The organism is Entomospira culicis, from assembly GCF_028748145.1.
Taxonomy (GTDB): Bacteria; Spirochaetota; Spirochaetia; order WRBN01; family WRBN01; genus Entomospira; species Entomospira culicis.
On sequence record NZ_CP118181.1, the window covers coordinates 188,417 to 204,233 of the forward strand.

Consider the following 15,817-nt stretch of genomic DNA (forward strand, 5'->3'; position numbering starts at 1 on the left):
TCATATTGAATCTTTTAGTTTCTCTTAATAAAAAGATACCACGGTTCTCTAATCTTGTCAAAATAAAAATAAGAGGAGCATGAAATTTTATGCTCCTTTAGGTGATTTCTACTCTCTTCTGATGGTAATTTCGATGGAGGTGTTCTCGCGTCTGAAGATAATTTCATAGCGATTGGTCTTCGGATCGTTGATAAGACGATAGAAGCTCTGTACATCTTGGGTGCGTTGTCCGTTTACCGATGTAATGATGTCATTGGGGCGTAGTACGGCGAGTCCAGAGCCACGATCGATAGAGGCAACAACGACACCTTGCACACTCTTTTCGATGCGCCACTCGTTACGTAATGCGTCGGTGAGGGGTACCACAATCAAGCCAGGCCAGCTTCGTACCTCCTGACTATTAACTGTTGATTCAGGTGCTCTTGCCTCAATATTCAGTGTGATAAGTTGCTCTTTGCCATCGCGCACCACCAGTACGTTCGCCTTTGAACCCACGGGTAGCGCACTCACCAAGTAGACCACGCGATCGGCGCTATTAACGGCTTGGTCATTAATACTCAAGACGAGATCGCCAGCCATCAAGCCACCCTTTTCCGCGGGGCTTCCTTTAATCACACTGCTGACCACCGCTCCGCGTGTCTGGCTAAACCCCGCACTCTTGGCATACTCCTCGCCACCTAGGGCGCGCAAATCGATAACCGTGATACCGACCCAGCCGTACTCTGGCGTTTTTCCTTTTTTGAGATAAGGAAGAACCTCTTTAGCATTGTTGATGGGGACGGAGAAGCTCAAGCCGATTGATCCACCATTTTGTGTGGCGATCCAAGTGTTAATACCGACGACTTCGCCTCGCATGTTGACCAATGGGCCACCAGAATTACCTTGGTTAATCGACGCATCGCTCTGGATAAAGTCGTTGATATTAGAGCGAGGCCCACCGGTGCGACCTAGGGCGCTAATCATGCCCGAAGTTACCGTAAAATCATAGCCAAAGGGACTACCAGCAGCCAAAATCCAATCGCCTACCACTAAGTCGTTGCTGTCGCCAAGGGGTAGGGCGAGAATATCGTCATTGTCGTTGCCCACGTCTACTTTAAGAAGCGCAAGATCGCGTCGCTCATCCCCAGCAAGAATTTCGGCGGTAAAGGTACGCCCGTCAAAAAAGTCGACAGAAACTTCGGTTGCTTCGCCGGCCACGTGGTAGTTGGTGAGGATGTAGAGGGTATTACCCTCGCGCTCTACGACAAAGCCCGTGCCCAAATTCCCTGAGCGAAATTCACGCTCTTCGTTAGGCTCTTCGGAGCGATTAAAAAACTCTTGACTAAAGAAAAAGTCCCAAGGATTCTGTTGATTTCTCACAGGCACCCGCTTAATGCTAATTGCGTCCACACGCACCACACCGCGTAACGTTTGCGCCGAAACTTCGCGCAACGCCTCTTGAAAATCACTTTGGGTGATGCGTGGTAGCGTAAATTCACTCTCTTGGGCTAGGGCGCTAACGCCTTGAAATTGGAATATTTTAAACAAAGTAAAATAGGTGGTAAAGACACTCACTACCACGATTAAGGTAATGCCTAATAGCGACTTAAACCACGATTTTTTGACCACTTCCATGCATGAACTCCTCTTTCTGTTCTTGAATATAGCAGATTTTTTCTTTTTTGTGTATCCATTTTGCCTAGTTTTCGCGTATTTTTATCTCCACACGGCGATTTTTTTCCATCCCCTCAGGCGTGTCGTTGGTGGCAATGGGCATGCGACTACCCTCTCCTCGGGTAATGATCTGCTCTTTGGCGCGTGCACCATCTTTAATGAAGAAGTTGGCGACACTTAAAGCGCGTTGCTCAGAGAGGCGCTTAGCAGCCAGCTCGTTGACCGCCTTAGCGGTGTGTCCGACAATCTCTAAATCGCGATCGGGGTAGGCGCGTAAAATTTGGGCGATTTTCGCGAGTTTTTCACGCTCAGTCTCGTTAAGGTAGGCGGAGTTGGGGTTAAATTGGATATTCTCCATAATAAGATTGATGCCATCTTCGTCGCGCTCTACGCGCACATCGTCGATACCAAGGCGCTCAATCTCCTCATTAATCGCGTCGATCATCTCGTCTTTATCCATTTTATCGGCCATAATAAGATAGGCCTCGGCAGTACCCTTGATGGTATAAGTCATTTTATTTTCTGTGGTAAATGTGTAGTGATATTGCTCCTCGTAACGAGCAGGCTGATGCACTTCATCATCCCAATAAATGTTCATAGAGTGTGTGCCCTTGATATTAATGATGGCATAGAATCCACGTTTATTAACCGTGCTGATGGAGGATGGGGGCAGGGTAGAGCTCCACTGATATTTTAGCTGAATAAGATGATACTCTTTACCCTCTTCTTTTACCACGCCCTTGTATTCGTATTCACCATTAAAGGGGATGCTATAGGGGCGCGTTATATAGATTAATTCATTGGATCGCAGATCGAGTACTTCCTCACCGGGGTGAAGCCACTTTTCGCCCACTTTGATGTCGCGCGCAGGAAAGGCCGGAGCATGGCGTACTGCCGGTACAAACAAGTGTGCTGCTACGCGATGTTTACCTAGTCGCTCTAGCCAATAGGTTGTGGTGTAGCCCTTTTCCCAGAGGGATGAGTCCTCCTCCGATCCTTGTTCGGAGGTGTGCATTTCGCCTTGTAACTGTCCTGCTCCGTTGGCATCAACATTGATCACTTTAAAGGCGATACGGTTAATGATTTGCGCTTTTAATGGGGGGGTTCCCTCCCAGCTAGCCTCTTCATTGACTGTGGAGATGGAGCGAAATTGGTCGCCTTTGGTAAATTGATAAGCGAATTCCTTGGCGCTTAGGTTAAATACGCCTAAGCAACTGGCGAAAATGAAGAGAAATCGTTTAGCTATCACATGCGGATCTATCATTGGTTATGACTCCTTGATTTGGATTTGTATTACTTGAAGTATCGGCGTAGGTGTGCTAAGATAAGAGCATCGAGATGGGTCTATCCATAAACTATTGCATATCAATATGGAGGAATTATGAAGAGAATTAGCTGGATAGTCGCTTTGGTTTGGCTGACTGGGTCATCGTGGCTCTTTGCCTCTCAGGCGTTGGTGGAGCATGCCCAATCGGCGATTCTGATGGATATGGAGTCGGGGCGGGTGCTCTACGCCTATCATGCCGATGAGGTGCGTATTCCTGCTAGCCTGACCAAGATTGTCTCGCTCTTTTTGGCCTATCAGGCCCTTGAGGCGCATACCGTTGCCTTAGATACGCCCATCACCGTGAGCGAGCGGGCTGCGCTCTATAATATGCCTGCGCGCAGTAGTTTGATGGGGATTGAACCGGGGCAACGTTTAACTTTTTATGACTTGATGTTAGGCATGGCGATTGCCAGTGGTAATGATGCATCGGTTGCGCTAGCCGAGCAGGTGAGTGGTTCGGTGGAGGCGTTTGTGCAAGCAATGAACGATTTGGTGCAAGAGCTTGGCTTAGAGCAGTCGTATTTTATCGACCCATCGGGTATCGGCAACGATAATCGCACCACCGCCTATGAGTACGCGCACATTGCCAGAGCTTACCTCAAGCGCTATCCACAAGCAATTGCACAATTGCATAGCGTGGAGCGCTTCTCTTATCCGTCTTTGCGTCAAATGAACCATGCTGGGGTGAGGCGCTACACCTTGACTTACTCTAACGCGAATAAATTGATTACTAGTTACGAGGGTGCGGATGGGTTAAAAACGGGCTACCTCGATGAATCGGGCTATAACTTGGTAGCTACGGCAAAGCGTGGTGATATGCGCCTCATCGCTGTGATTATGGGCGTAAAAGCCCCCGGTACTCAGACGGGTTCTGCCCGACGCGAGAGTGATGCCCGCGCACTCTTTGACTACGGTTTCGCTAATTATCGTTATTACAACATCAGCGAACATCCGCAATTTTATCAATATCTGCAGGTGCCGGTGCTAGGTGGAAATCGCCGAAGCACAGAACTTGCCCTAAGTGATGAAGCGCTCCTTGCCTATCCCCTGCGCGAGGATGAGTGGCAAGCTAGTAGATTGTCGCGCCAGAGTGAGAGTCTTACTGCACCCATTGCACCGCAGGTAGCCGTGGGGGAGCTTGTACTCCTTGTTGGGGATGAGCTTTGGTCTAGCCCCTTAATTACGCAGGAGAAGATCGATCGCCTACCTTTTTGGCTCTATCTTAACGATATCATCGAGCGAAAAATTCTCCAACTCTTCCAACCAAAGGAGGTTAATCTTGACAAAATAGCCTAAATTCATTAAAATAGGAGAGTTAGAGATCTTTTAAGCGAGGGGCAAGCGGTGATTGAATTAAAAAAGACGATTATTCATAATGGTCAAGAACGTAGTTGGTATCAAGTGGTTGCTCCTAGTCATGATGAGCTCCAACAGCTCTCTATCCAGCTGGGTATCGCCAAGGACGACCTTAATGATGCCGTCGACCCCGATGAGCTTTCACGCTTTGAGTGGCTCGATAACGGTGGCATGATGGCCATCGTGCGTGTGCCTGTCTATGACCCCAACCAAAAACCGCCTTATTTTACCGCGCCTTTGGGTATCATTGTTACCGATCACGCGATGCTCACCCTCTCGAACTACACCTTTTCTTTCATCGATCACAATATCCCACGCAAGATGATCATTAGCGATCGTAGTCATTTATTGTATATTTTATCAATTATTCTACGCGTTAGTTATGAATATTCACGTTGCTTGCAAGATCTTAAGCGAGTCATGGACGATACGGTCTATCAAATGCGTAAAAATATGGGTAACGACGGACTCTTTAGCTTGTTAGAGATCTCCAAGAGCTTTGTCTTTATTATGACAAGTTTAAGAGCCAACGCCGCCTTATTGGAGAAGATCCAACGGATGCGTGGATTCGTCATGGATGCCGAAGAGCAAGAACTTCACAACGACGTAACCATCGAAATGCGTGAAGCAGAGCAAGCGGTGCATATTCATATTAAAATTCTCAACTCTACGATGGAGANCTTCGTGGGGGTTATCAATAACAACCTTAACCACGTCATGCGTCGCCTTACCTCTATCTCGCTTCTATTGATGTGGCCCTCGCTCATGGCAAGCATCTATGGGATGAATGTTGATCTCCCCTTTCAGAATGTTCCGTACGCTTTCTGGTGGGTTACTCTCTTTACGCTGGTCGTGGAGGTGGGGCTTTTTCGCTTTTTTAGAAAACGGAAATTGTTATAAATGCCTCGTTTCTAGGTTGTTGAATCATCGGTATCACTCACGCTTTTGCGTCTTGCTTGCACAATGCGTTGAAGCTCTTGAATATTTTGAATAATGATGCGATCGGGAAAGACAGAGATACGTCGATTCTCTTGATAGGTTGCGAGGATTTTTTTCGCCTTATCCATCGCAACGCCCGCCCAAGTCGTTAGTTCATATGGGGTAATATTGATCGTAACATTCTCTTTATTGGTGATCTCTAGTTGTTCATAGAGCATCAGTAGCGCATCGAGGACTTGCGTCTCATCATCGTTGAGCAGAAGGATTTGAAGCTGTCGACGTTGACGTTGAATGCGCTGGGCGCTAAGTGTGAGGATTTTGGTGGCGATGGTAACATTGGCATTAATGAGGAGTTCAAAGTTGGTTTTGGAAATTTTGTATGCTTGCGTCTCTTCAATGGCAATTGCCGTAGCACTGCGAGGATTGTTCGCAAGAATAGCCATTTCGCCGAAAAAGTCGCCATCGCCAACGGTCGCTACGAATTTTTCTACGCCATTAATAATTTTCACAAGGCGAATTTTCCCTTGCTTAATCATGTAGGCGACATCTTCTGTGTCATGTTCGAAAAAGATAATTTCACCCTGTTTAAACGTAACTAAGAATCGTTCAAGACCCCCGGTTTTGGTTGTTTCACTCATATTTTAACTCTTCTTTTTGCGTAGATTTTCCAAAGTCTGTTTGACCTTATTGTACATCGGACTCTTTACCGGTAAGGTTTCTAGTAGTTTGACATAGACGCCTTGGGCAGCATTTTCGTTGTTGGTCTTCTCATAGGCAAGCCCTAAATAGAGTCTTGCGCGATCGATATCATCGTGCTCGCTATGTTCGGCAATGAAGGTGCTCAATGGTTCAATCGCATCGGCAAATTTGTCCATCTGCATCAACGTTTCACCTAAGAGATAGCGACAAGAGGCAATGAGGGTATCAAACGCCGGATCGCTCTCCATGCGTACCAGACGGGTAAGGCGTAGAAGCGCTTGGGAGTGCTTCTTTTGATTAAGCAGCACCTGCATCTCTTCATACTCGGTTTGCATGGGCGTTAGCTGACTACCTTGTTGGTTTGCTGGCTCTGAGACGGTAAGGTAGAGCTTTGTGCTTAGATCATCCTCCCCACCAATCTTTTGACTGGAGTAGTCGGCTTTTTCTTGTGCGATGTTGATAAATTCTCCATTAGGAAAGCGCGCAATATAGCGTTCATAGCTCTGTTTGGCTTGGGAGTATGCGCGATTTTTGAGGAAGAAGTTGGCGGTTTTGATGAGAAAGTGTTCAAAGTCAACTTTTTCGTCCTCGGTGGTGGCGTCGCTCATGAGGTGTAAGACTTGTGTGTGAATGCCTGTGAGTTGATCGATGAATGTTTTGAGGATAGAGGTACGTAATGTCTCATTACTTTGGATGAGCGCAAGAAATTCTTTGTATTCAAAGCTGACAATTTCGCTTGGGAGCGTGGCCATGGCGGTTTGGCTCTGGGTTTTACCAATGAGGGTTGCCTGTGTGCCAAAGAAGAAGCCCGGTTGAATAATCTCGCTTTTGTTATGGGTGTCAGAAGAGAGCTCCACACTGCCTCTACGCAGGAGGTAGAAGTGCGAGGTATGGTCGCCTTGAAAGTAGATGACTGATTTTGTCTTAAAATGTAAAATACTTGGCATGTTTTGCCCCTTTGGTTTGGCGTAACTAGGAATGTTTAGTATACGAAAACTAACGATAGTATACCATAATAGAGGAAAAATGACAAGGCATCACCACTTTTCTTGGGGTAAGAGATGGGGCAGAAGTGATGATGATAGTGGCGTAGGGTGAGGGTGCGACTCATCTGTTGGGGGTACTCGAGGAGATCTTGAAGGAACAAGGGGATGGTGATAAGGGTACGATAGGCGCGAGGTTTTGGGCGATAGCGTAGGGTGATGGCATAGGTTCGGCGGCGCCAAAGCGGTGGAATTTGGACAAGATAACTTCTTACTAAGAGAATACTTATAGCAAGATCGGCGCTCCATTTGGGGCGATGTAAGGGCTTGAGGTAGAGCATGATACTGGCGATGATATCTGCTTCGTTAAGCAGATGGTAAAGCAGGAGAGCGAGGATGATTTGTGTCGTGATTTGACTGCTTTTCAAGAGGAGAGTTGACCAAGAGGCGCTTAATGTTATCAGTGAAAAGAGTTGATAACTTAAGGCAATGAGGATAATGAATCGCCCCCGATAAAGCACATGGATAAGTTTTCCCATCCGATAACTCATAAAGAGCGGGATGGCCAAGAGCCACACCAGAGCAAGGTGCCATGGGGCGGATGCCTGCTGTGTCGTACCTAAAAAGATCGCCCAGAGCGGAATTAAATAGCGCTTGTCCGCAATCATCTTACCACTGCCAAGCTGGAGCGTAGGGATCTTTGAGATCGAAATCTTGCCAAGGAATTTGGTCTCTATTTTTTTCGGTGAGGGGCCTCTCTAACGCTATCTTTTTTTCAGAAAGAATGAGTAGATAGTTGGCAAGGGAGATCACTTTTTCCACTTCATGGGTGGCAATTATCACACTCTTGCCTGCTTTCAGAAGAAGTTCGATGCCCGATCGTACTTGTTTGACCGCGGTATAGTCGAGATTGGCAAAGGGTTCATCCAAAAGGATAAGGGCGGAGCGGTGGGTGAAAATTCCGGCTAAGAGGAGTAATCGCATCTGCCCTCCGCTTAGGGTGTGCGGTGCTTGATGGCGTATATGCCATAATCCAAAGTGCCTGAGCGCCTCTTCGGTGATGCGTTTGGCTTCATCATTGCTCTCGCCGGCGAGCATGGGATGGAGATAGAGATCGTCCCAGACGCTCTGCCCTAAAAGTTGACTCTCCACACTTTGCATGAGCAAACTTACCGATCGATATTTTGTCTTGCCTTTGGGTTTCGTTTGATGTTCGGTATCTAAGGTGATGGCTCCACTGTCGGGCTTCTCGAGATCGGCAATTAGGCGTAAGAGTAAACTCTTCCCTGATCCACAAGCGCCTGCGAGGATGGCACAACTACGATGTGGTAGCGTCATCGATAACGCATCGAGAATGCACTTTTTCTCATACGACTTGCTTAGGCGATTGAGAGTTAGTAAGGGCAATTACTGCTCCTGTTGATGAGGGCGAGGTAAAAGCTCATAGGTAATGGCGACAAGAATACTCTTGATCAGATCAGGCAGGAGGAAGAGAAGAAAGCCCATCCAAAAAATTTCTTGCCAGCTTAGCCACTCCATCGACCCATCGGCAAGTTGATGGCCACTACGCCAACGTAACCAAGGTAAGCCAATGAGATAGACACTAAGAAGTGCCGGTATCAAGAGGATAGTGCGTAAGATGATACGGATGGTACTAGAGAGTGTTACGGGGAATTTGATATGTCCTACCCAGCCGGCAACGATTGCCATAAGGAGATAGCCCAAGATATAGCCACTGGTGGGCATGATGAAGAAGGCAAGACCATTAGCGCCCGTGGCAAAGACGGGTAAGCCTAAGATGCCCAAGAAGATCCAGAGAGCCACCGAAGCGACTGCGATCTTGACGCCCCACAAGAGAGCTACCAGCATAATAAAGAACGATTGCGCGGTGATGGGGATACCGAGCATCGGGAGCTTGATGTACGATCCAAAGATAATCAGTGCGCTAAAGAGCGGGATGGTGGTAAGCGTAATCAATGGGTGATCTTTCATCATGCGCTCTTTTTAACGAATAATATTGAGGGAGTGATTGCTATATTTTTGGGCTTCCACGCGTTGGGCAGAGGTTACGTCTGGCCAAAATTTCGCATCGATTGCTTTACTATAATATACGCTGGCTTCGGAAATCTTGCCGGCTAGGCGTAGGTTGTGCGCGAGGTGAAAGTAGGCTTTGCCTACCGGATGATAGGGATTGTGGGGTTGCGTCTCGGTTGCTTGCACGTAGATGTGTAGTTGTTTGACAGCCTCATCGTATTCGCCTAGGGCTTGGTGCGCGCGTGCAAGGTAGAAGTTGGCAATACGACTGGGGTGGGAGTCGTGGCGAGCAAGATTGGCAAAATCCTCTTTGGCGCGTTGGTATTGTTGATGCTTGAGATAATATTGTCCACGTTGCCAGCGGGCATAGGTGTTGTTAGGCTCGCGGGTGATGATGGTATTCCAGTCGGCAAGGGCAAGATGTTCGGCATTGCTCATGGTGTAGAAGAAGGCCCGATGGTAGAGAAAGTCGACATTTTTAGGGAAAATTTGGATTGCTTGGGTGAGTACCGCAATCGCCTTTTGATACTCTTTTCGATCAAAATAGAGATAGCTTAGTGCTGAATAAAAGCGTTCATCATAAGGATAGAGCTTGATAGCGTATTCATAATGGTTGCGCGCTTTCTCCCACTCACCTTCGGCTTGATAGGCAACGCCATACATGTAGATGCGCGAGGCTTCTTTTTGATGATGATTGGCAGGATTGGCAAAGAGAGGCGAGCTAAGCAACACAAATAAAATAAGATAAGCATACTTCATGCTCTCTATCATAGCGAATTTTACAAAAATAGTCAAAGTCTTAAGGTTCTCTTGCTTGATAAATTTAGCATAATTGGGTAAACTAAGAGGCAATAGGAGTTTATCATGCGTATTTTTTCCATTGCAATGCTATTGTTGTTGCTCTCCAGCGCAGTTATGGCGCAAAGTGTTTTAAGTGATCTTTTTCAGATTCCTCTAGGCTCCTCCACCGAAGCGTTACAGCGCCACGCACGCACGCACGCCTGGCAAGAGGTGCTTGAGGCAGAGAACGAACTCTGGAAAAGAGAACCCGCCATTGCCTTTCAAGCTATCCGTGATGCCCAAGGTACAGCCAATGTACGTTTATTGGTCTATCGGGTCAATTGGTTTAATCAATCGGTTGATATCTACTTCTTTTTTCACCGTAATCGGCTCTTTGCTGTCAACCTTTTCTTTCCTAACGCCGTGAGTGAGGAGCAATTTATTGCGCTTGTGCAGGAGGTGGGAGGCCCTAAAAAAGATGGGTACTTGGGATACGGTAGACCTATTTTACAGGATAGTGCAAAATTTTTGGTTTATATGTGGTACTTAAACACCTCTTTTACCCACACCCTTATTATGACATATGCCGGAGTCGGGGTTCAACCTAGCCTTAGTATTCAGATAATGGATGAGAATCTGGGTATGTAGGTTGGGCAATAGCATAGAAATAAACAAAGAGATCATCAACGATGATCTCTTTAGTTTTTGAAAAGGAGTATTACATAAACACATTGTTAAAATCTCTAACTATGCACTTAATGAGAGTATATCTTAGGGATGTGAAGGAAGTATGAAGGAGAGTGATTTTTTACAAAAATTCTTGTAACTCGCTAAAAACGGGATGTTCTTTGAGGTTTTCTAAGGTGATCTCTTCATCGTTAAGGAGCGTTTGGAGAAGTTTCTTTGCCTCTTTTGTCTGATTTAGCCGGACTAACGCGACAATTTCTAAGAGATCGCACTCATTTTGTTCGGCGTCAAAGGCGCGTGAGGCTTGGCACTCGGCAAGGGCAAGGGCATTTTCATTCTTTTCCAGATAAATTCTTGCGCGTAGAGCAAATGCCTCCATGGAGAAGGAGACATCCTCTTCTAAGTACTCATCCTCTTCATGAAAATCCATCTCTATCGCTAAGACACGAGCCAAGGCATAAAGCGCCTGCTCATGGTTGCCGTAAATAGAGTGTAGTGTGCCTAAAGCAAACCAGCTAACGGTATGTTCTGGATCGGCTTCTACGGCTTTCTCGAGAAGAACTTGCGCTTGGCTTGGATCGTTTTCCATGTCGTAGATGAGGGCGAGGTTGCTATAGCTATCGGCAATGAAATCACCTAAATCGATACACCGCCAGAAATCTTTTTTGGCTAGATCTAGGGTGGTTGGCTCTTCTAAGAAATAGACGCCCCGTTCATAGTAGGCTTTAGCATCTTCTGGATGCTCTTTGATGCGCTGATCGTAGGGACTCTTCATGCGTGTTAGGGATCCTTTTTTGTTAGGGCTGATGTTGTAGCGCCTTGGAGATAAATCCTTGGTGCTCCTCAAGTAAAGCGATAGCTTGATCGTAGTTAATGTTGGCTAAGATCATGAGAATAGCAACCTTCGAGCTACGTTGGCTAAGCTGGAGTGTGGCTTGGGCTTGCTCACGCGATGCACCAGTTGCCTCTTGGACGATGCGAATTTGTCGCTCGATAAGCTTCTCATTGGAGGGTTTCACATCGACCATGAGGTTACCAAAAGCTTTTCCTAGACGAATCATCGTACCTGTAGAGATCATATTGACTACGAGCTTTTGCGACGTTCCGCTCTTGAGTCGAGTAGATCCAGTAAGCACTTCAGGGCCCGGTAAAACTTCAATAAGAGTATCGATATAGGGGGCTTGTTCCAACTGTTTAGAACAGGCGATAAGCGCAGTTTTTGCGCCCAGCTCATGGGCGTAACGTAGACCACCATGGACATAAGGGGTACGTCCACTTGCTGTAATGCCAACAAGAATATCGTTTTTGGTAAAATTATGGCTGGCTAAATCTTTTCCACCCATAGCGCTATCGTCTTCAGCACCCTCGATGGCGTTGCGTAGCGCATCTTCTCCACCAGCGATGACACCGACAACGAGGGAGGGATCGACACCGAAGGTTGGGGGACATTCTGATGCATCGAGTACACCCAGACGACCAGAGGTTCCTGCGCCAAGATAGAAGAGGCGTCCGCCTTTTTGCATGGCGCTAACGGTCGCATCGATGACGGTGGCGATAGCCGGGAGCGTTTGTGCGACGGCAAGGGCAACTTTTTGGTCTTCTTCGTTGATCAGTTTGAGCATTTCAAGGGTAGAGAGTTGATCAATGTGTTTGGTGTTGGGGTTGATTTGCTCGGTGGCAATTTTAGAAAGATCGATATGCATAACTGCCTCGCAGTGATATAAAAGTGTGGAGATGAGGGGAATCGAACCCCTGACCTCTTGAATGCCATTCAAGCGCTCTACCAACTGAGCTACATCCCCATAAGTCGACTTTATGATAGCCTATTTAGCCAAAGATGTCAAGGGCGTATACGATTTTTCTCTCTTCATATAGATAAGAAGAGAGCGTTATAAGGTGATGGTGATGGCTTTACCACAAGGTTGCCAGTTTGATTGGAGGGATAGCTGGTGGAAGGTTGCGGTTTCGTTGCTGATGGTGCGCTCGATGACGAGGAGGCGGTCGACCTCGCTGGATTGTGGGATAAGAATGGCGAGGGTTGCGCTGAGGGTGCGTAGCCAACGGTCGCTTTTGGTGGGGTGTTGGGGGTTGTCGAGGCAGAGGGTGATGGTATGGATAGCTTGGCTTTGGTGGTCTCCGGTGAGGGTGAGGCGGAGGCCTTGGGCATTTTGGTGGAAGGCTCGGGTGGTATCGCCATCGCGGATAAAGCGGGCGTTGGCAATAAACGAGGTGATGCGCTGGGTGCGTAGACCACGTAAGTATTGATGTAGGGTGATGTCGATCGTGCTCTCTTGTTGTTGTGCAAAGGCGGGGATGAGGAGGAGGTGCATGAGCGTGATAAGTAGGCTGATGCGTAATATTTTTTGCATAAAGGAACTCCTTGAATCTGATAGATTTGGGATCGCGGGGATCTTTTTTATAATATCGACATTAAATAGGAAAAAGTCCGCCTCTTTTGTAAAAATGGAGAAAGGTTTGACGCAAGTGGCGATTCGTGCTACACTATTTGTATGAAAAGAGAGAGTGTGGGCGCGTGGATGGCGTTGGTGCAGGAGCAAATAACCCCGATGATTTATGAGCGAAGAGAGCAATTTTTGTTGGCGTTATTGGTGATTTTGTCGGGTAAGCATTTGGGTTTGCGGGGAAGGCGTGGGGTGGGCAAGAGCTTTTTTACGCAATTGCTCGAACCGCTTACGCCTTTTGCCGGTTATCCGTCGATTACCGAGCTAGCGAGCGATGCCTCTTTTGACAACGCGCTGGTGGTAGAGGTCTCGGGGTTGACGCAAGAGAATTCGTTGATGCAGATGGTGCACGACCGTTTGCGCACGTGGGCGTTGCCTATTCCTGAGTTTTCGTTGGTTTCGGTGATAGAGGAGGCGCGTAGTGTACCCATTCCTGCTGAAATTTTGTCGATATTAACGAAGAGCGCTTTAGAATTAGGTATTTCGGCGAGAGACTGGGCAGATTATATCGATGTGATGACAGTTAGCGCATATTATAATGAAAGAGAAATTGTGGATTGGGCGGATGTCTCAGTGGTGCGTAAGTTGGGCTTTGCCGTGCCGATGGTGAGTGAGAATGGTCAGTATAGCCTTATCGATAAGGAGTTGACTTTACTGGAGCTAGACTTGGAGAATCAGTATCGCCAACAGCAGAGTGCGCGTAAATTGCGTCGTTTTAGCCTGATGATTAAGGGGCAAGAGAGTGAGACCTGTCGCTTTTTATACAACGGCGAGGAGAGCCACATGCTCCTCTCTAGCTACCAACAGTTGCTTATCCATCGCGATAGATATATTAGTCTCTCATTTTATCAGCCTTCGGGTTATGGCTTGGCGGCGCGCCCCTTTAAAGAGAGCTTCAAACTCTCTGATGACTTTACCCTTGTGGATAGTGAGGGGCGTTATTATGAGCTACTCACCGAGCAAATACCTGCAACGCGTCATCTGTCGCTCTTAACGCAACAGTATATTGGCGCGCAGTTGGATGCAATTTTACAAAAATTATTAGAGATCGCCAAGAGTCAACATAAAGAGATAAAAAATATCTTTTTGGTGGAAGAATTGGGATCTACGGGCATCGCGCCAGAGGTGCATGACTATAATATTATGCATCGTATTCGTGCGATTAAGGCAAAAATTTCTGGATAATAGCGAATTTTGGTGAAAGTTTAGTAATTTTTATGCAATATGATAAAAAAAGTAGATTTTTATAAATCATTGTAAGGTAAAAAAATAGCTCCTTAGGTGACGTTTATATCAAAAAAAGATGAAGAAAATGTGTTTTTTTTGGTTGACAACGTTAAACAGTCGGTTTAGAATGTAAGTATTACCAGTGGTAATATCGCTTACTTAAGGAGTAAAAAATGAAAAAAGTGTTGTTGCTCTTAGCGGGATTCATGGCTGTTAGCACCATGGTCTTTGCGCAAGAAGAGGAAGGGGAGAACACCGATGCACAGGAGCAGAGTGAGGCTCAAAGTGAAAGCCGTTTCATCAATGAAATGACCTTTAGCGGTGAGATGCGCTTCTCTACCCAGATGAACATGGATGGCACCTCTTATGTGCACGTTGATCAATCAGAACTCAACTTTAACTACAAATTCACCAAGTACACCGGTGTGAACATGCAGTTGCAATTGGGTAAGTTTGGTGGCGAATGGAGCGGTGGTTTCTGGAATGCCGAAGATCCTAACCTTGAAGACAAGGTAACCAGTAGCAACTCCCATGGATACACCGACATTTTGGGTGAGCTTGGGATGGATGACCATGTAGGCTTGAAGTTTACCATTGGTCTTATCACCGATAACTCCAACTATCTTGCCGACAAGCACGCATTGGGCTTTGGTTTCATGAGTGGTGATGATATCCAAACTGACGTAGTAAAAGATAAGTGGAATATCCGCTGGGATGTGCCTATCTACGCACTATCTGATACCTTCCCGCTCAAGATTTGGATGATCCACGATGCGGACTTCAGCCGATCTAACAACGACTTTAGCACCATCTTGAATATCGAGAGCGAAGGCATGACCCTCATGGACGGCGCACTCGCTATCGACTGGAACATCTACTACGCCTACATCGGCTCTGCACAGTGGGGCATTGACGGTGGGCGCGATACTGGTAACGTTGATGCTGATGGAAACCCTATTCTTGAGGGTGGTTGGCTTAGAGATCCAGATGGTAATCCAGAGGGTTGGTATGGTGTTGGACGCAAGCTAGAGCAACACACCGTTGGTGGTTCTGGTGGTGTCAGCTACAACCTTAACGACGACATGCGCATTGGTTTTGCTTTTGCTGCCGACTTTGGTATGTACACCCATGGTAAAGAATACTTTGGTGAGGGTGTACAGTGGCATGGTGCCTCTCTCAATGATACTGCTACTGCGCTTGGTGTGGCTTATCTCAATCGTTTTGGATTTACCACCGGTTTGCGCTATACGTGGACAGATATGATTCGTTTTAACATTGGTTATGGTCAAAAGCTTCAGATGAAGCCTGTTGATAGTGCGAGTGAGGCAACTTTTACCGAGCGCCACGCCCTTGCCATGCGCTTTGACCTCTTGATGTTCTCTAAATTCTTTGAGGTTTACGGCGGTATGAGCGTTGACCTTCGCAAGAATGAGTCTGTCGAGCAATACTTCGGGCACTCTCTACAGGGTTACGAGCGCTTTGGTTTTGACATGGGTATGAAGTTTGTCGGTATTAGCAACATGGAGCTTTTGTTGGGTTACTTTGTGGGTAACAAGTACAATGGTGGTATCGACGATACCAACCACTGGGACAACCGCTTCCCTCACGCTAATGGTGAGTCTGGTTCTTTCGGAAACCACATGTATATCCGCACCAAGTTTTGGTGGTAG

The 15,817-nt window shown here is 46.9% G+C and carries 16 protein-coding genes and 1 tRNA gene; 5 read left to right on the plus strand and 12 right to left on the minus strand.

Annotated features, from left to right (window positions below; all coding sequences use genetic code 11):
* Positions 1 to 108 precede the first annotated feature (108 nt).
* Together PVA46_RS00885 and PVA46_RS00890 are read right to left on the minus strand one after the other, a co-directional pair.
* Entirely contained in the window at positions 109 to 1,614 is a 1,506-nt protein-coding gene (locus tag PVA46_RS00885; RefSeq protein ID WP_167694896.1) for a trypsin-like peptidase domain-containing protein, read from the minus strand.
* Between the two features lie 64 nt (positions 1,615 to 1,678).
* Positions 1,679 to 2,917 (minus strand): OmpA family protein, encoded by a 1,239-nt coding sequence (locus PVA46_RS00890; protein ID WP_167694897.1) that lies wholly within the window; start codon positions 2,915 to 2,917, stop codon positions 1,679 to 1,681.
* Positions 2,918 to 3,034: 117 nt separating this feature from the next.
* On the opposite strand from PVA46_RS00890, the gene PVA46_RS00895 reads away from it, so the two are divergent.
* Together PVA46_RS00895 and PVA46_RS00900 are read left to right on the plus strand one after the other, a co-directional pair.
* Complete coding sequence (locus tag PVA46_RS00895) at positions 3,035 to 4,276, plus strand: D-alanyl-D-alanine carboxypeptidase family protein (protein ID WP_167694898.1); 1,242 nt, start codon at positions 3,035 to 3,037, stop codon at positions 4,274 to 4,276.
* 48 nt (positions 4,277 to 4,324) lie between these two features.
* A complete protein-coding gene (locus tag PVA46_RS00900) occupies positions 4,325 to 5,236 on the plus strand; it encodes a magnesium transporter CorA family protein (protein ID WP_274360298.1) in 912 nt (303 codons plus the stop codon).
* A gap of 11 nt (positions 5,237 to 5,247) precedes the next feature.
* Here the strand turns inward: PVA46_RS00900 and PVA46_RS00905 are convergent, their stop codons facing one another.
* The 6 genes from PVA46_RS00905 to PVA46_RS00930 are packed head-to-tail and all read right to left on the minus strand — an operon-like array spanning position 5,248 to position 9,750.
* Entirely contained in the window at positions 5,248 to 5,913 is a 666-nt protein-coding gene (locus tag PVA46_RS00905) for a Crp/Fnr family transcriptional regulator (RefSeq protein WP_167694900.1), read from the minus strand.
* A 3-nt stretch (positions 5,914 to 5,916) separates the two neighbouring features.
* Positions 5,917 to 6,921 carry a cyclic nucleotide-binding domain-containing protein gene (locus PVA46_RS00910; protein ID WP_167694901.1) on the minus strand — a complete coding sequence of 335 codons (1,005 nt, stop codon included), beginning with the start codon at positions 6,919 to 6,921 and terminating at the stop codon, positions 5,917 to 5,919.
* A gap of 35 nt (positions 6,922 to 6,956) precedes the next feature.
* Positions 6,957 to 7,625, minus strand: coding sequence for a hypothetical protein (locus PVA46_RS00915; protein ID WP_167694902.1), 669 nt, complete (start codon positions 7,623 to 7,625; stop codon positions 6,957 to 6,959).
* Between the two features lies 1 nt (position 7,626).
* Positions 7,627 to 8,364 carry an energy-coupling factor ABC transporter ATP-binding protein gene (locus tag PVA46_RS00920; RefSeq protein ID WP_167694903.1) on the minus strand — a complete coding sequence of 246 codons (738 nt, stop codon included), beginning with the start codon at positions 8,362 to 8,364 and terminating at the stop codon, positions 7,627 to 7,629.
* Positions 8,365 to 8,952 (minus strand): biotin transporter BioY, encoded by a 588-nt coding sequence (locus PVA46_RS00925; protein ID WP_167694904.1) that lies wholly within the window; start codon positions 8,950 to 8,952, stop codon positions 8,365 to 8,367.
* Between the two features lie 9 nt (positions 8,953 to 8,961).
* Positions 8,962 to 9,750 carry a tetratricopeptide repeat protein gene (locus tag PVA46_RS00930; protein ID WP_167694905.1) on the minus strand — a complete coding sequence of 263 codons (789 nt, stop codon included), beginning with the start codon at positions 9,748 to 9,750 and terminating at the stop codon, positions 8,962 to 8,964.
* Between the two features lie 105 nt (positions 9,751 to 9,855).
* On the opposite strand from PVA46_RS00930, the gene PVA46_RS00935 reads away from it, so the two are divergent.
* Positions 9,856 to 10,419, plus strand: a complete 564-nt coding sequence (locus PVA46_RS00935; RefSeq protein WP_167694906.1) for a hypothetical protein — start codon at positions 9,856 to 9,858, stop codon at positions 10,417 to 10,419.
* Between the two features lie 160 nt (positions 10,420 to 10,579).
* Here the strand turns inward: PVA46_RS00935 and PVA46_RS00940 are convergent, their stop codons facing one another.
* From PVA46_RS00940 to PVA46_RS00955, 4 genes are all read right to left on the minus strand, one after another.
* Positions 10,580 to 11,233, minus strand: coding sequence for a tetratricopeptide repeat protein (locus PVA46_RS00940; protein WP_167694907.1), 654 nt, complete (start codon positions 11,231 to 11,233; stop codon positions 10,580 to 10,582).
* A gap of 22 nt (positions 11,234 to 11,255) precedes the next feature.
* Positions 11,256 to 12,161, minus strand: a complete 906-nt coding sequence (gene murQ, locus PVA46_RS00945) for an N-acetylmuramic acid 6-phosphate etherase (RefSeq protein ID WP_167694908.1) — start codon at positions 12,159 to 12,161, stop codon at positions 11,256 to 11,258.
* 26 nt (positions 12,162 to 12,187) lie between these two features.
* Positions 12,188 to 12,260, minus strand: a tRNA-Ala gene (locus PVA46_RS00950).
* Positions 12,261 to 12,347: 87 nt separating this feature from the next.
* Positions 12,348 to 12,827, minus strand: coding sequence for a hypothetical protein (locus tag PVA46_RS00955; RefSeq protein WP_167694909.1), 480 nt, complete (start codon positions 12,825 to 12,827; stop codon positions 12,348 to 12,350).
* A gap of 141 nt (positions 12,828 to 12,968) precedes the next feature.
* Between PVA46_RS00955 and PVA46_RS00960 the strand changes: the two genes are divergently transcribed.
* Positions 12,969 to 14,105: a hypothetical protein gene (locus tag PVA46_RS00960; RefSeq protein ID WP_167694910.1), complete on the plus strand. Its 1,137-nt coding sequence runs from the start codon at positions 12,969 to 12,971 to the stop codon at positions 14,103 to 14,105.
* Between the two features lie 215 nt (positions 14,106 to 14,320).
* Complete coding sequence (locus PVA46_RS00965; protein ID WP_167694911.1) at positions 14,321 to 15,817, plus strand: hypothetical protein; 1,497 nt, start codon at positions 14,321 to 14,323, stop codon at positions 15,815 to 15,817.

Bases quoted from the DNA above. Each gene is read 5' to 3' on its own strand.
- PVA46_RS00965 (WP_167694911.1), top strand. From the start codon at position 14,321: ATGAAAAAAGTGTTGTTGCTCTTAGCGGGATTCATGGCTGTTAGCACC.
- murQ (WP_167694908.1), bottom strand. From the start codon at position 12,161: ATGCATATCGATCTTTCTAAAATTGCCACCGAGCAAATCAACCCCAAC.
- PVA46_RS00960 (WP_167694910.1), top strand. From the start codon at position 12,969: ATGAAAAGAGAGAGTGTGGGCGCGTGGATGGCGTTGGTGCAGGAGCAA.
- PVA46_RS00940 (WP_167694907.1), bottom strand. From the start codon at position 11,233: ATGAAGAGTCCCTACGATCAGCGCATCAAAGAGCATCCAGAAGATGCT.
- PVA46_RS00915 (WP_167694902.1), bottom strand. From the start codon at position 7,625: ATGATTGCGGACAAGCGCTATTTAATTCCGCTCTGGGCGATCTTTTTA.
- PVA46_RS00890 (WP_167694897.1), bottom strand. From the start codon at position 2,917: ATGATAGATCCGCATGTGATAGCTAAACGATTTCTCTTCATTTTCGCC.
- PVA46_RS00885 (WP_167694896.1), bottom strand. From the start codon at position 1,614: ATGGAAGTGGTCAAAAAATCGTGGTTTAAGTCGCTATTAGGCATTACC.
- PVA46_RS00905 (WP_167694900.1), bottom strand. From the start codon at position 5,913: ATGAGTGAAACAACCAAAACCGGGGGTCTTGAACGATTCTTAGTTACG.
- PVA46_RS00895 (WP_167694898.1), top strand. From the start codon at position 3,035: ATGAAGAGAATTAGCTGGATAGTCGCTTTGGTTTGGCTGACTGGGTCA.
- PVA46_RS00925 (WP_167694904.1), bottom strand. From the start codon at position 8,952: ATGATGAAAGATCACCCATTGATTACGCTTACCACCATCCCGCTCTTT.
- PVA46_RS00935 (WP_167694906.1), top strand. From the start codon at position 9,856: ATGCGTATTTTTTCCATTGCAATGCTATTGTTGTTGCTCTCCAGCGCA.
- PVA46_RS00930 (WP_167694905.1), bottom strand. From the start codon at position 9,750: ATGAAGTATGCTTATCTTATTTTATTTGTGTTGCTTAGCTCGCCTCTC.
- PVA46_RS00955 (WP_167694909.1), bottom strand. From the start codon at position 12,827: ATGCAAAAAATATTACGCATCAGCCTACTTATCACGCTCATGCACCTC.
- PVA46_RS00910 (WP_167694901.1), bottom strand. From the start codon at position 6,921: ATGCCAAGTATTTTACATTTTAAGACAAAATCAGTCATCTACTTTCAA.